Source organism: Acidovorax bellezanensis, from assembly GCF_025421555.1.
Taxonomy (GTDB): domain Bacteria; phylum Pseudomonadota; class Gammaproteobacteria; order Burkholderiales; family Burkholderiaceae_C; genus Comamonas; species Comamonas bellezanensis.
Genome location: NZ_JAODYH010000008.1, coordinates 144262 through 158618 on the forward strand (window position 1 = coordinate 144262; position 14357 = coordinate 158618).

Genomic DNA, 14357 nt, shown 5'->3' on the forward strand with positions numbered 1-14357 from the left:
TTAGCCATGGGCGGCCTCCTGGGGCTGGGTGATGAGCTCGGGCCAGATTTGCGCCCAGTCATCAGGGAAAAGTTGCTTTCGGGTCACCGACGACACGCTCTCGACGAGAGCCGCGCTTGCCATTGGGATTGGACGGACGCCACTGATCCACTGAGAGACTTCAGAGGGAGTGCGACCCACCTTGCGTGCGAGCGCAGTCGGGCCGCCGTTTTCGTCGCTCGCTTGCCGTGCTAGTGCTGCATGTTTCATGAAATGAATTTAGCACAGCTATATAAAATTATCAAGCCACGCTAAACAAAATGATCATTAGCATTGCTAACATGAATGAATGGACTCAAGACGAAGAAGCGGCGAACCTAAAGCGCCTGCTTTCAAGCGTCGGCAACAAGGCGCAGTTCGCCAAAGAGCACGGCATCCCGGGAGGGCCCTCCATGCTCTCTCAGCATCAGAGTGGGCACAGGCCTATAGGCTTGGAGGCAGGCCTTGCATATGCCAAGGGCCTCGGTGTGACCCTGGCTGAGATCAGCCCCAGGCTCGCCAAGATGGTTGAGGATGTTCCGAGGCTTACCAGCCCCGTGGATCTGACGCAGTCGAACGTGGAACCGGCCCTGGAGCTGAAGAAGTCGCGCCGCATCCCCATCACTGGCAGCGTGCGCGGCGGAGATGAGGGCTACCTGGTGCAAGACAACACGCCCGATGGATGGGTGGAGTACTGGACAGGCGACCCTCACGCCTATGCCCTGCGCATCCGCGGCGACTCCATGCACCCACGCTACCGTGCCGGTGAGTACGTGGTGATCACGCCCAGCATCGAGGCCCAGTCGGGTCGTGACGTCGTTGTGAAGCTGACTAATGGCAAGTGCCTGCTCAAGCAGCTCAACTGGGCGCGCAGCGACGAGGTGCAGCTGCTCAGCATCAACAACGGCTACGCCCCCATGACCATCCCGCGCGAAGAGATCGAATGCATCAACCGCGTGGCCGGCGCCGTGGGTGCAGATTCGATGGTGTTTTGAGGCTTCCAAACGCCTTATAAGAATTTAGGAAAAACCATGAGCACCGACCACGAAAGACTGCGTCAATTTGTTCTAGCAGCAACTAAATCGCAGCTCGCAAGCAATCAGTCCCTAGGCATATTGCGTATACATATCAACACAATTGAAGACAGACTCCAAGAACTGGCACCTACCAGTCACGAAGAATCCAAAGAAGTCCTGAGCAAAATTCATCGATTAACTGACGAGGCATTCGCCGAGTTGGATGTGCGCATGAGTGAGATGCTGTCCGTGCTTGAGGGCTACGCCAATGGCTGATTTCGCCCACGACATTGATGCCCAAAGACGTCTTAGGGCCATCGAAAAAAAGATGGCAGGCGGCAGCCCACCATCTGATAATGACGGCATGGAAATGCGCGTCAAGTCCCTGGAGGAAGCTGTCAAAAATCTGCCAACAAAGACAGATTTCGCAGAGTTGCGCGCAGATATGGCAGAGGGTCGCGAGGCGGTCCACAAGCTTCTGCTTGAGAATGCGCGCTGGACCCACACGGCTCTGCTTGGCATGATTTCAGTGGCCGTGATAGGCATCCTTGGGCTTCTACTGACCATCTGGAATACAGCGAAGCAGCATCCACAGCAGCAAGCAATCTCGCAACCTGCCCAGCAGCAGCCCATCATCATCAATGTACCCCAGCCTGCGCCAGCCCCTGCGGAAAAGCCGCCGAACTGAGCGCCTCAGAGCCCCACCAAGCCACCTTCGGGTGGCTTTTTTGCGTCCGTTCGGCGCAGCACCGCTACATCATTGCGTTAAAAATATTTAGCGCAGCTATTGACCGATTGATTTAGCACCGCTACATTAAGCCCATCGCAGCACAAACAGCGAACGACCCCGGCCAGCGACACGACAGCCGGTAAGCCCAACAGGATGCAGAGGGCGGGTCCAGCTCCCAGGAGCGCAGCAGGTTTGTGCACCACGCGGTGGGTGGCACGGCATCGAACGACCTCCCAGGCCCTTTAAACCTCTTATCGCCGATGTTGCTCACCAGCCTGTTTGGTGTTCGTCCGGCTCAATAGCACCTGTGGGCATGGCCACAGCTCTGCGCGGCATCCCCGCCGTATCCAGTCGCCAAAGATGCGTACACGGTCAAAAGGGTGAGGCGAACAGGGCTGCCAAGAACAGAAAACCCACCGAGCAATCGGCGCTGACCCCGAGCGACATCGGGCAATCCAGAGCGCTTTCACCCGAGAGCGCTGCGGATTGATAGCTTATATTCCTCGCCATCAAATAGGGAGGGTGTGCGTCTATGGAAAAGCAAGAGTTGCCTGCACTTCAATCGTGCCCAGAATGCGGTGTTCAGGTCAGAAATCTAGCCAAGCATCAGAAAAAAGCTCATGACCCAGTGAAAATTTCTGAGCGAAAACGCGCGGAGGCATTGGAGATTGTCAAAGTAGTCGCCGAGCGAAATCGCCTCTCAGTTGAGCGTGCTCGCAAGCTGTTTTTGGCAACAAAAGTTCAATGCAGCACTTGTCGACAATCCGTGGAACTGCATCTGATCCCGGATCACTTTTTCAAAGTACACAACTCCCCGATCCCTGCTGACATGAGAGCAATCTACGGATTGGCGGAGCCAAAAAATCTGTTCAAAAGTGAAAGAGAACGCGAAGAGTATTGGAGAAGCGCATCAGGCATGCCACCAAAAGGCGAAGATATCTTTGATCGAAATCTTGTGACCAATGGCGGCGCTTACGGTCTTGGGAAAAATCGCAAACACTGACCCCCCGCTCCATACGAATTTCAAACAAATCCGCCGTCTATACCAAGCCCGCATTTCGCGGGCTTGCTCATTTTTTGCCGCGCCCGGCGTCTCCGCCCCTCCCTATTTCATTCCCGGGCACACGCGGCTCTTTATCCCCACCGGCCAGCCTCGCGCTGGCTTTGTCGTTTCTGGAGAACACCATGAGTGCAAGGCTCCCCCTCGCAGTGACATCTCCCTGCCCGCTGGCCGACGCAGCCAACCATGCGACGCCGCAGGATGCCCAAGAGGCGCATGAGGCGGCAATCGACGCCCACGTCAAGGAGGCATACGGCCCGGGCTACGTGCCCGAGTTTGCTGAGCAAGCGCTGAAAGCAGCGCCGCTGAACGTCCTCCAGAAGATTTGCGCTGCAAGCGATCGACTGGGCCCGAGCTACCACGAGGGCCGGAACGACACCGCGCTCATGGATGCCGGGGGCGCACTGCTCGACTGGCTCCTGGAGTTCGCTTACCAACGCGCCGAGCAAGACCTCGCCACCAAATGACTGACCACATGCACCCCGCCATCGCGCAGCACCAGCGTGTCGTGAGCACCACCAGCGCCCAGGACTAAGGGCTCCCCCTGCCGCCCGAGCTGGTCCGCCAGCTGCTCGACCATCACCCCTCGCCGCCCCTGGGCAGCGCAGACGCAATCTAAGCCCGCCACCCAGCGGGCTTCTTTCATTCTGGAGTGCCACATGAAGCTCACCTACTGGATTCTCGCCCTGCTCATCACGCTGGGCGTGGGGCACATCGCCGCGCAGGCCAGCACCGAGGCCGACCTCGAAGACGCCGCAGCGCTCAGCAGCCGGGAATTCGCCGGCCAGGCCATGTGCGGGCCGCACGCCACGGCAGTCTGGACTGACGACAAGAGCCTGGAATGCCTGAGGAATCTGCCTTGAAACCCCTGCTCCACCTTCTTCTCGGCTCCGGCTTCATGGCGCTGAGCCTGGCTGCAGCCCTGCTGATCACCAACCCCATCCCCACCCTTTGAGGCCTTCATGAACGCCATCGTCCAATCCCCTGCCCACCAGCTCAAGCCCGCCGGCGGCTTCGACCTCAGCCCGCAGAACTTCGAGCAGGCCCTGACCTTCTCCAACTACCTCGCCGACAGCGACATGGTGCCCAAGGACTTCAAGGGCAAGCCGGGAAACTGCCTGATCGCCATGCAGTGGGGGGCTGAGCTGGGGCTCAAGCCTCTGCAGTCCCTGCAGAACCTGGCGGTGATCAATGGCCGCCCCGCCCTCTGGGGTGATGCGGTGATCGCGCTGGTGCTGAGCAGCCCGGTCTGCGAGTACGTGACCGAGGACGATGACGGTGAAACCGCCACCTGCCGGGTCAAGCGCAAGGGAGGCCAGGAGCAGGTCCGCACCTTCAGCATGGAGGACGCCAAGCGCGCCGGCCTGGCCGGCAAGCAAGGCCCATGGATGCAGTACCCCAAGCGCATGCGCCAGATGCGGGCCCGAGCCTTCGCCTTGCGCGACGTATTCCCCGATGTCCTGCGCGGCATGGCCGTCGCTGAAGAGCTGCAGGACATGGCCGCCGCCGGCCAGGCCCCGGTCGAAAAGAGCATGGGCGCGGTCGAGGTGGTGGTCACGCCGTACACCGACGAGGAATTCGCCGGAAAGCTGCCCCAGTGGCGCAGCCCCATCGAGGCCGGCAAGAAGTCTGCCAACGACCTGATGACCTTCGTGCTATCGAAGGCAACGAACCGCGCATTCACCGATGACCAGAAGGCCACGCTGCGCGCCATCAAGCCAAAGCAGCCGGACACATCTGGCGCACCTGTAGTGAGCACCGATTCACTGGCCGAGCGCCTGCGCACCTCCGAAGACCACGACCAGCTCTATGAGGCAGCCAACCTGATGGAAGCCGTCACCGATGAAGCGCAGCGCCTGCGCCTGAACGAAATCTTTGCAGCTCGCCTGGCCGAGCTCGATGGAGCCCAAGCATGAAAATCGTGAACCTTCTCCAGGGCAGCCCCGAGTGGCATGCCCACCGCGCGCAGCACTTCAACGCCAGCGATGCGCCGGCCATGATGAGCTGCAGCCCCTACAAGACCCGCGGCGAGTTGATTGCCGAGCTTGCCACGGGCATCACACCCGAAGTCGGGCCCGCGCAGCAGCGCATCTTCGATGCCGGCCATCAGTTCGAAGCCCTGGCCCGGCCGCTGGCCGAAGAGATTGCCGGCGAAGAGCTTTACCCGGTCGTGGGCGCTGAGGGCAAGTACTCGGCCAGCTTCGACGGGCTGACGATGCTGGAAGACGCCGCATTCGAGCACAAGAGCCTGAACAAAGGCCTGCTGGCGGCATTCGACGATATCGACACTGTCGCCCCGGAGTACCGCAACGAGCAGGCGGGACTCCTGCTGCCACTGCACTACCAGGTGCAAATGGAGCAGCAGGCCATGGTCTCGGGCTGCACGCGCATCCTGTTCATGGCCAGCAAGTGGGAGGCAGACCGCGACACCGGCGAGTGGGTGCTGATCCAAGAACGCCACTGTTGGTACACGCCGAACCTTGAGCTGCGCGCCCAGATCGTCGCCGGCTGGGAGCTGCTGGAGAAGGACGTGGCTGCCTATGCCCCACCCAAGTCCGACCCCATCGCCGCCAAGATCCAGCAGGCCCTGCCCGCGCTGCGCATCGAAGCCAGTGGCTCCATCACCGCCAGCAACCTGGACGAATTCCAAGTGGTGGTGCTGGATCGGATCAACGCCGTGAACATGGAACTGGTCACCGACCAGGATTTTGCGGACGGTGATGCCGATGGCAAGTGGCTGCGCGACGTGTCGGCCAAGATGAAGGAGGCCGTGCAGCGCGTGCGCGGCGGCATGGAGAGCGTGGACGAGGTGCTGCGTGTGCTCGAGCAACTGGACGATATCGCCACCAAGAAGGCCATCGCCATCGAGAAGAAGGTGAAGACCGAGAAGGATGTGCGAAAGGAGCAGATCGTGCTGTCCGCCCAGCGCTCGCTCGATGAGCACATTGCCGAGTTGAATCGCAGCCTGGACGCGCGCTACCTTGCCAGCCCGGGCCCTGTGTTCGCGTCGGTGGTCAAGGGCCTCAAGTCGCTGGACAGCATGACCGACAAGGTGCAGGCTGAGCTAGGCAACCAGCAGGCCAGCGCGAATGCAGCGGCGGCGCGCTACAAGGCCAACCGCGAGCACCTGAAGCAAACGGACGGCGACTGGGTCAATCTGTTCCCGGACTTCTCCTTAGCGGGCAACAAAGCGGCCGAGGACTTTCAGGCCCTGGCCGCTCTTCGCATTGGCAACCAAAAGCAGGCAGATGCCCAGCGCCTGGAAGCCGAGCGCGAGAAGATCCGCGCCCAAGAGCAAGCCAAGGCCGAAGCCACGGTGCGCGCCGAACAGGAGCAGAAGCGCCTGGCCGAAGAAGCCGCCGCCACTGCAGAGCGCGAGAAGGCGCTGCAGGCCGAGAAGGATGCGCAAGCCACCATTGCTGAAGCCTACAAGGCAGACGCCCTTCCCGCGCCGCTGCTGAGCGACCTGAGCGCTGTTGCGACATTCGTGCGGGATGAGGCTGTCGCCACCATCGACGCGAAGCAGGTGATCAGCGCCGCAAGAACAGGCGCCGCGCTGGTGGATGCCAGCGAAACCATGACCCTGGGCCAGATCAACACCCTGATCGCTCCCATCAAGGTCGACGCCGCCGGCCTGGCCGACTTGGGCTTTGAGGCCAAGACGATCAAGGCCGCCAAGCACTACCCGGCCAGCGATGTGCCGAAGATCCTGGCGGCCATGGTCAAGCACCTGCAAGGGCTGCTGATCACCGCATAACCCCAGCCAAGCCCGCCGCCCAGCGGGCTTTCTTGTTTCACCATTCGAGATAAATCATGAACTTCAAAAAGACTCCCGCCGCAGCCTTCGCCGAAAAGGACTACACGCACATTCCCCTGACCACCGTGGAATCCAACCAGGTCGCAGCGATTGGCTACAACGCGGCCAACAGCACCATGGCCGTGACGTTCACCCGCGGCCCAGGCCACATTTACCACTACCCGGACGTTTCGCCCGAGTTGCACCAGCAGTTCATGGCCGCCGCCTCCATTGGCAAGTTCTTCGGCGAGCACATCAAGGCCTTGCCCTTCGACAAGTTCCCCGCCTCTGTGCTGGTTCCGGTCGGAACGAGCGCCGACGGCGATGCCGATGCCGATGCGCCAACTCAAATTGATGGCGGCACCTCTCGGACATGAACAGCCCCGCCGATATCCAATCGCGCGCTAAGCGCGCACGCCCTGCGCACCAACGAAGACGCCAAGCCGGCCCTGCGGGCACTGAATAAATTCTTGCGAATTCAAGTGCCAAGGTGTAAAATCTTACGATTCCGATGCCACCCGGAATTGCCCTAACCATTTATTGTTTTGACTAGTTAGCCAAAGTCTATTTACGGGAGCACAGGGCCCCTGGAATACAAATAGCACTCACAATAAGGTGGCACCAGTTGGATGTATTTCCAAAAATATCCCCCCTCATTCAGACAAACGTAAATTTGATTTGAAACTTGAACTTGACGGAGGAATGCGTATGGATGCAAAAAAATGGAAAATTGATTTTAAAAAGCTCTCCATCGGAGTGAGTTTTGCGATATTGACAAATGTGAGTGTGCTTCCGTAAGTAGTCTTCAAGAAGAGCCCGCGACAGCGGGTTTTTTTTCGCCCGAGTTAACTGTCAGGCGCCACCACCGACTGTGGATTCAACCGGTCGATGCAACACATTCATCGAACATTTCAGCAGGTGTTCTGTACCCCAGAGTTTTCCGAGGACGTTGATTCAATTGTCTCGCGATGGCATCCAAGCTGTCTTGTGAGTGTCCTGACAGGTCGATGCCTTTGGGAAGGTACTGTCTGAGCAATCCGTTCGTGTTTTCATTGGTGCCACGCTGCCAAGGATTTTGCGGATCACAGAAGTAGACTTGGATATCCGTTGCCAATGTGAAGCGCTTGTGGCCCGCCATTTCCGTGCCGCGATCCCAGGTCAATGAACGATAGAGTTCTTTTGGCAGGGTGCGTGCATGCCTGGCCAGGGCTGCTGCAACGGTGTACGAGTCTTTGTCTATCAGCTTGACCAACATCACGTAGCGCGTTTGCCGCTCCACCAGGGTTGCGATCTGGCTGTAGGCATCTCCGAATAGCAGATCGCCTTCCCAATGGCCAGGCACTGCTCGATCCTCTGCGCAGGCTGGCCGTTCGCTGATGGATACCGCATCGACGATCCTGCCGTGGATGCTGGTCTTCTGGGTGTAGTGACGTGAGCGACGCATGCTCCTTGTTCTGCGCAAGTGCGCAAGAAGCTCCTTCTTCAAGGCTCCGCGCGTCTGAACAAATAGCGTGCGGTAGATAGCTTCGTGAGACACCTATAAATCCTTTTCACATGGGTAAGTCCGTTTGAGCCATCCTGCAATCTGCTCGGGTGACCATTGATTCTGCAACTTGTCCGCAACGATCTGCGCTAGGGCAGGATTGCTGGCAAGTTTGCATATCTTGGGCCGGTGCGCTCGCTCCCAGGCGAGCTCATCAGCCCGCGTCGCCCGGTAGCAGGTCTTCCCACCATTGCGGCAGAGCTCGCGGCTGATGGTGGATGCGGACCTTCTCAAGCGAGTGGCGATGCAGCGGATGGATTCACCTGCAGCCAATGCACGGGATATCTCTTCGCGTTCGGCCATGGTCAGCGCCAAGCGAGATCGGTGGCGCGCGGGAGGGCGGATGTGAGATAGCCCCTTGATGCCCCCTGTCACCGCCAGAATGGTATGAATGGAGGTGTGCGGTCGATCAAACAGCTTGCCGATCTGGTGCAGGGTATCGCCAGCTTTCCAGCGCTCCCACATCAGTGCCTTTTGCGTCTCGGTGTAGTAAATCCGCGGTCTTTGCTTCATGCAAACACTCCTTCCGCCAGAGGCAGTCATTGTGTTGCATCGACCAGTTGAATCCGCAACCTCGACCAGACGCCGAGCAGCAACAGCCTGCAACAGCGCCAGCGCCAGACTACCTCAAAGAAGGCCTGGGCCTGCCCTGCGGGCACTGAGGCATGGCCGCCTACAGTAGGCACCGCCACAACCATTGAACAAGCCATTCGCATGGGTTTTAGCTATATGAGCCTGACTGCTAATTCAAACATCCCTATCTAGAGGTACTCCACGACTAGCAAGAAATTCGCGCAGCGATTTACTTGACAACTGAACATGAAAATTTATCAATGACAACAATTCAAAAATTGCAATTTTTGCATTATCTCTAACAGGCCCGGGCCACATTAATTCGTGCGCTAGATTTTCCTTAAGCTGCCTAACCCCCTCTATAGCGATAGACATCGAGCTTGCGACATCTAAATTTACACATCCCATAGGCCTTATCAGATTATCCAACGGAAGTACTATTTGATGAATATTTTGATCCAACAATATCAAATTATCTCTCTTGTAGTCATCTGCATTTTCCGGAAGGAATTTCAAAAATTTCTCCAAGAAACTCGCAGTACCCGTCAAAACTGAAACGACTGGAATTGCAGAGAGCTGCACATTAAGCTCCTCCTCTTCTTTCCGACGAGACAGTTCTTTTGCATAAGAATTGCGCGCAATCCAAACGCTGGCCACTATTGCAAAAATAGAACCCCAAGCCTGCACCCACGATGCGCACTCGCTTCTTGTCAATCCCATATTAACAAGCATGCAAGTGCGAGAAATTTCATATTCCATCTGACACATCCTCCACTTTAATGGATGGAAGTATCTCGCACAAATAGCCCGCACCAGCGGGCTTTTTCATTTCTGAGGACGCCCATGAAGCGTGACGCATTCACCCTGCCGCTGGCCTTCCCGGGCGAGCTCATCATCGACAACTTCGCCGGCGGCGGCGGGACCAGCACCGGCCTGGAAGCTGCCTTTGGGCGCCCAGTCGATATCGCTATCAACCACGACCCGCAGGCGCTGGCAATGCACGCGCTGAACCACCCCCACACCCAGCACCTGTGCGAATCGGTCTGGGAGGTTGACCCGATCAAGGTCACGCGCAATCAACCCGTGGCCCTGGTCTGGCTGTCGCCCGACTGCAAGCATTTCAGCAAGGCCAAGGGCGGCACGCCGGTGGCAAAAGAGATTCGGGGTCTGGCCTGGGTTGGCATGCGCTGGGCGGCCAAGTGCAAGCCGCGCGTGCTGATGCTGGAGAACGTCGAGGAATTCAAGGACTGGGGCCCGCTGGTGTTCGATGCCGATGGCAACGCCCGGCCCTGCCCCAATCGCAAGGGCAAGACATTCGACAGCTTTGTGCACCAGCTTCGCGGCCTGGGCTACACCGTGGACCACCGGGTGCTGCGAGCCTGCGATTACGGCGCCCCGACGATCCGCAAGCGACTGTTCCTGATCGCCCGCCGCGACGGCCTGCCCATCGTGTGGCCCGAGGACTCCCATGGTGAGCCCACCAGCCGAGAGGTCCTGGCCGGCAAGCTGGCCGCGCACCGCTCTGCCGCCGAGTGCATCGACTTCGATCTGCCAGCCGCCAGCGTCTTCGGCCGCAAGAAGCCCCTGGTGCCCAACACCATGCGCCGCGTGGCAAAGGGCCTGTGGCGCCATGTGCTGACCAGCGCCAGCCCATTCATCGTGGGCGTCGGCGGCCGCATGGGCCAATCGCCCGAGCGTCATGTGAGCCAGCCCATGCAGACCATCACGGCGAAGGCCGACAGCTGCGTGGCCCAGCCGAAGCTCGCGCCTTACCTGACGGAGCACGCCAATGCGAGCAATCAGCGCACCATGGCCGCCGACGAGCCGCTGCGCACCATCTGCGCCCAGGTCAAAGGCGGGCATTTCTCCGTGGTCGCGCCAACCCTGCTCCCGCTGCGCGGCACCACCGAGCAGCACCTGGGTGGGCGCGATGTCCGGGCACCGCTGTCGACCGTTTCGGCGGGCGGCACGCACCACGCCCTGGTGGGCGCCAATCTGATCACCATCGGCTACGGCGAGCGCCAGGGCCAGGCCGCGCGGGCCCAGGACCTGGACCTGCCCCTGGGAACCGTGGTGGCCGGCGGCGTCAAAAGCGCCCTGGTCGCCGCTCACCTGGTGGACATGGGCCACGGCGAGGGCAAATGCGGAACCAAGCGATTCAGCCATGGAATCCGCAGCCTGGAGACTCCGCTCAACACGGTCACAGCCAGCGGAGCAACCAGCGCGCTGGCGGCGGTGCACCTGGAACAGGCCAACGGCGGGTTTTACGAGGGCGACGGCCGCGCAGCGGATGACCCGATGTCAACAATCACCGCGGCCGGCAGTAATCAGCGCCTGGTCACGGCCTACCTGGTCAAGTACTACGGTGCGGCAACCGGGCAAGACAGCGCGTGCGGCGACCCCATGCACACCGTGTCCACAAAGGCGCGCATGGGCCTGGTCAAGGTGCTGCAGGTGCCGGCCGCCCTGCTCAGCGATGAGCATGCGGAGCGCGCCCGCCTGTGCGCCGAGCTGCTGCACCAGCATCTGCCCGAGCACTTCCCCGAGCCGGCCTGCCTGGTGCTGGTCATGCACGCCGGCCAGGCATGGGTGCTGGTCGACATCACGCTGCGCATGCTCAAGCCGCGCGAGCTCTACCGGGCCCAGGGCTTCCCCGAGGGATACCAGATCGACGAGATCCCGGACCCGGCCCTCCTGTTCATCGACGGGCAGCAAACCGGCCACCCGCTGGCCCTGCCCCGCATCCCGCTGACGGCCACGGCCCAGGTCCGCATGTGCGGTAACAGCGTTTCCCCACCGGTGGCCGAAGCCCTGGTGGCCGCCAACTTCGCCCATGAGGCACTGATTTACGGAGTGACAGCAGCATGAACGCCATCGGCCAAACCCCACCCAGTCACCCCTGCGCCCCTCCGCCCAATTATCCAAACCAAATAAACGGGGATAAAACGATGACGCCACCTACCCCAGCCCTGCGCTGCCACGACGCCGAAGCTTGCGCCCTGGGCCTGAAGCCCTGCCCTACGCCGGTAGCATGCGGCTGCGCGCCGACCAGGGCAAACGCCAACATCGGCGAGCAGGAGAAAGAAAAGACCGCCCGGCACTACGCAGCCTTGGCCATCGAAGCCTCGCGCGCGCAGCCGGCGGGCATCGATCCGGTGGCCAAAGTGCTGTCCAGCCGTCCAGGCAACGACACCTCGACCATAGACAAGGCATTTCCAGAAGGGATCAAGCTCTATACCAAAGCCCAGGTGCAGGCCGTGCTGGACAAGGAGCGCTCTGCCCTTCTGGCCGCGATCAAGGATCGAGCCGTCGCGGGCGCCCTGCTGGTTTCCGATGTGCAGAGCATCATGGAAGGAGCCCCACGGCCACCCGCAGCGCAACTCGACAACAGCCTGGCCCAGATAGCCGCCGTGGCAGCGTGCTTCGGTGATGACTGGCCCGATGTTCCCGGAGAGCCGGAGGTTCTGCGCCGCGTGAAGTGGGCTGCGCGCCAGCTGAAGGCCGCGCAGACGCGCCCACCGCTGACAGACGAGCGAATCAGCGAGATCGACGACGAAACGCACTTTCACGAATCGCCCGACTGGCCGCGGCGCTTCGCCCGCGCCATCGAGGCCGAGCTCGGAAAGGCGCCCGCCCCATGAGCCGCCGCAAACGAGAGCGCCGAGACAAGCGCGCACCTATCCCTGACTTTGACCAGCCCGCCCAGTAAGCGGGCTTTTTTTAGGCCCAAATCATGAAACACAAAGATACAGAAGCTTCCCGCGCTCCGCATACCGTTGCGGCCTCCGTGGAGCCGGAGTGGGTTCTGGCCGAGAAATTCCAAGAGCTGACCGGCGTGACGCCCATGGCAATCCACAACCGTCGTCGTGCTGGCATCTGGCTCGACGGCAAGCACTGCGCCGTCATCGCGCGGCGCCTCTACGTCAACATCAAGGAAGCCGACCAATGGATCAAAAACCAGCTCTCGCAACCCCACCGGGCGTGACCATCCGGGTCCAGGCGACGGTCACGCGCATACAGATCGCCTTCACCTGGCAAGGCATGCAGTGCCGGGAATTGCTGCCGCCCTGCCCCATCTCCAAAGCAAGCATCCAGTACGCGGCCAACCTGCGCAGCGAAATCCTGCGCAAGATCAAGGACGGCACGTTCGCCTATCCCGACTACTTCCCAGGCAGCCCAAAAGCCAAAGCACCCGATCCTCAATCCAGCCTGATGCAGGACATGCTGGACAAGCAGCTGAAGCTCTACCGGAAGCAGGTCGAAAACGGAAAGATGTCGCCGGCAACGTTCCGCGGTTACGCCAAGAGCCTCACTGGCGAGCGCATGCGACACTGGCATGGATGGAAGCTGCACGAGGTCACGCCCAGCGCCCTGCGCGACTGGGTCAGCGAAATGGACTGCACCAGCAAGGCCATCCGCAACATGCTGATCCCACTGCGGTCAGTGATGGAAGATGCGCTCAATGATGAGCTGATCGAGTTCAACCCCTTTGACCGCATCGCCCTGGTGAAGCTGATCCGCCAGACCAGCAAGGCCAGCGATTACGTGATCCAGCCCTTCACGCAGGCCGAGCGCGAAGCCATCCTGCAGGCTTGCCGGCTTGATGAGCGCCCCATGTTCCAGTTCTGGTTCAATACCGGGCTCCGGCCAGGCGAGCTGCAGGCGCTGGAGTGGCGGCACATTGACTGGGACAAAGCGACGGCCCGGATTGAGCAGAACCAGGTGGTGGGCGTTCTGAAGGCGCCAAAGACTGCCGCCGGCATCCGCACGCTAGACCTCAACCCCGAAGCCATGGAAGCACTGCGCGCGCAGAAGCCCATCAGCCAGTTGCGTGGGGAGCGGATCTGGCTCAACCCTCGGACGCTACAGCCATGGGCAACGGACGCCCAGGTGCGCAAGACGGCCTGGCTGCCGATCATGGCCAGGTCAGGCATCGGATACCGCAACCCGTACCAGATCCGGCACACCTACGCCTCAACCCTGCTGACCGCCGGCGGCAACCCCTGGTATGTCGCCCAGCAACTGGGGCATGAGGATGTGGAGATGGTGTTTCGCACCTACGGCAAATTCATCCGCGAGGATTTCCAGAAGCCCAAGGCGGTACTCCGGTCGGTGCAATGAAATGCGCTGGTGTGAATCCGGTGTGATTCCGGTGTGAATTTCACGGCAAGAACAGGCAATTAGACGGGCAAAGAAAAACGCCACACAGTGGGGATTCCATTGTGTGGCGTTGTTTATGGTGGTGGAGCTGGCGGGAATTGAACCCGCGTCCGCAAGCCTTTACCGGGCAGATCTACATGTTTAGTGTTCTGATTTAGATCTCGTCTCACTCACCGCGCAGGCACACGCTGTGAGCAAAACCAGCACCCTATTTTCTCGTTCCATACCAAGGTACCCGGCATGAAACCAGTTGATGAAAATTCCTTTGCAGCCTGGAAGTCTTGCGACCCCCTTGCCCAGCCCATCAACGTGCTGTTGCAAAGCTCACCGGATTAAGCGGCGAGTGCGAAACGTTCGTCGTTTGCAGTTAGTTTTGTTGAATGGAGATTTACGAGCGTCACTCAAGCTCGACATGCACCACACCGGCTCCGAACCCACGTCGAAACCAGGACAGCCCCATG

The 14357-nt window shown here is 60.2% G+C and carries 15 protein-coding genes, 1 other RNA gene and 1 pseudogene; 13 read left to right on the forward strand and 4 right to left on the reverse strand.

Translation table 11 applies throughout. From position 1 onward, the window contains the following. Positions 1 to 249: a transcriptional regulator gene (locus tag N0K08_RS17510; RefSeq protein WP_261501691.1), complete on the reverse strand. Its 249-nt coding sequence runs from the start codon at positions 247 to 249 to the stop codon at positions 1 to 3. 326 nt (positions 250 to 575) lie between these two features. Between N0K08_RS17510 and N0K08_RS17515 the strand changes: the two genes are divergently transcribed. The 9 genes from N0K08_RS17515 to N0K08_RS17555 all read left to right on the forward strand — a co-directional run bounded on the left by N0K08_RS17515 (position 576) and on the right by N0K08_RS17555 (position 6997). Then, complete coding sequence (locus N0K08_RS17515; protein ID WP_261501692.1) at positions 576 to 1013, forward strand: S24 family peptidase; 438 nt, start codon at positions 576 to 578, stop codon at positions 1011 to 1013. A 36-nt stretch (positions 1014 to 1049) separates the two neighbouring features. Beyond that, positions 1050 to 1310 (forward strand): hypothetical protein, encoded by a 261-nt coding sequence (locus N0K08_RS17520; protein WP_261501693.1) that lies wholly within the window; start codon positions 1050 to 1052, stop codon positions 1308 to 1310. Further along, a complete protein-coding gene (locus tag N0K08_RS17525; RefSeq protein WP_261501694.1) occupies positions 1303 to 1722 on the forward strand; it encodes a hypothetical protein in 420 nt (139 codons plus the stop codon). Before N0K08_RS17520 ends, N0K08_RS17525 begins: the two co-directional genes overlap by 8 nt. Before the next feature lie 574 nt (positions 1723 to 2296). Next, positions 2297 to 2767 (forward strand): hypothetical protein, encoded by a 471-nt coding sequence (locus N0K08_RS17530; protein ID WP_261501695.1) that lies wholly within the window; start codon positions 2297 to 2299, stop codon positions 2765 to 2767. A 182-nt stretch (positions 2768 to 2949) separates the two neighbouring features. Next, positions 2950 to 3291 (forward strand): hypothetical protein, encoded by a 342-nt coding sequence (locus tag N0K08_RS17535; RefSeq protein ID WP_261501696.1) that lies wholly within the window; start codon positions 2950 to 2952, stop codon positions 3289 to 3291. A 192-nt stretch (positions 3292 to 3483) separates the two neighbouring features. After that, a complete protein-coding gene (locus N0K08_RS17540) occupies positions 3484 to 3687 on the forward strand; it encodes a hypothetical protein (RefSeq protein ID WP_261501697.1) in 204 nt (67 codons plus the stop codon). Between the two features lie 99 nt (positions 3688 to 3786). After that, complete coding sequence (locus N0K08_RS17545; protein ID WP_261501698.1) at positions 3787 to 4740, forward strand: recombinase RecT; 954 nt, start codon at positions 3787 to 3789, stop codon at positions 4738 to 4740. Then, positions 4737 to 6581: a YqaJ viral recombinase family protein gene (locus N0K08_RS17550; RefSeq protein WP_261501699.1), complete on the forward strand. Its 1845-nt coding sequence runs from the start codon at positions 4737 to 4739 to the stop codon at positions 6579 to 6581. The genes N0K08_RS17545 and N0K08_RS17550 overlap by 4 nt, the downstream gene beginning before the upstream one ends. 56 nt (positions 6582 to 6637) lie before the next feature. Further along, complete coding sequence (locus N0K08_RS17555) at positions 6638 to 6997, forward strand: KTSC domain-containing protein (protein ID WP_261501700.1); 360 nt, start codon at positions 6638 to 6640, stop codon at positions 6995 to 6997. Positions 6998 to 7497: 500 nt separating this feature from the next. Here the strand turns inward: N0K08_RS17555 and N0K08_RS17560 are convergent. Both N0K08_RS17560 and N0K08_RS17565 read right to left on the reverse strand, forming a co-directional pair. Further along, positions 7498 to 8676, reverse strand: a pseudogene (locus N0K08_RS17560) (IS30 family transposase). A 234-nt stretch (positions 8677 to 8910) separates the two neighbouring features. Beyond that, a complete protein-coding gene (locus N0K08_RS17565) occupies positions 8911 to 9495 on the reverse strand; it encodes a hypothetical protein (protein WP_261501701.1) in 585 nt (194 codons plus the stop codon). An 84-nt stretch (positions 9496 to 9579) separates the two neighbouring features. On the opposite strand from N0K08_RS17565, the gene N0K08_RS17570 reads away from it, so the two are divergent. From N0K08_RS17570 to N0K08_RS17585, 4 genes are all read left to right on the forward strand, one after another. Further along, positions 9580 to 11604 (forward strand): DNA cytosine methyltransferase, encoded by a 2025-nt coding sequence (locus tag N0K08_RS17570; protein ID WP_261501702.1) that lies wholly within the window; start codon positions 9580 to 9582, stop codon positions 11602 to 11604. A gap of 80 nt (positions 11605 to 11684) precedes the next feature. After that, positions 11685 to 12377: a hypothetical protein gene (locus tag N0K08_RS17575; RefSeq protein ID WP_261501703.1), complete on the forward strand. Its 693-nt coding sequence runs from the start codon at positions 11685 to 11687 to the stop codon at positions 12375 to 12377. A gap of 92 nt (positions 12378 to 12469) precedes the next feature. After that, positions 12470 to 12721 (forward strand): excisionase family protein, encoded by a 252-nt coding sequence (locus tag N0K08_RS17580; protein ID WP_261501704.1) that lies wholly within the window; start codon positions 12470 to 12472, stop codon positions 12719 to 12721. After that, complete coding sequence (locus tag N0K08_RS17585) at positions 12682 to 13857, forward strand: site-specific integrase (protein WP_261501705.1); 1176 nt, start codon at positions 12682 to 12684, stop codon at positions 13855 to 13857. The genes N0K08_RS17580 and N0K08_RS17585 overlap by 40 nt, the downstream gene beginning before the upstream one ends. Positions 13858 to 13976: 119 nt before the next feature. On the opposite strand, the gene ssrA is transcribed toward N0K08_RS17585, so the two are convergent. Further along, positions 13977 to 14354: a transfer-messenger RNA gene (ssrA, locus tag N0K08_RS17590) on the reverse strand. Positions 14355 to 14357: the final 3 nt, after the last annotated feature.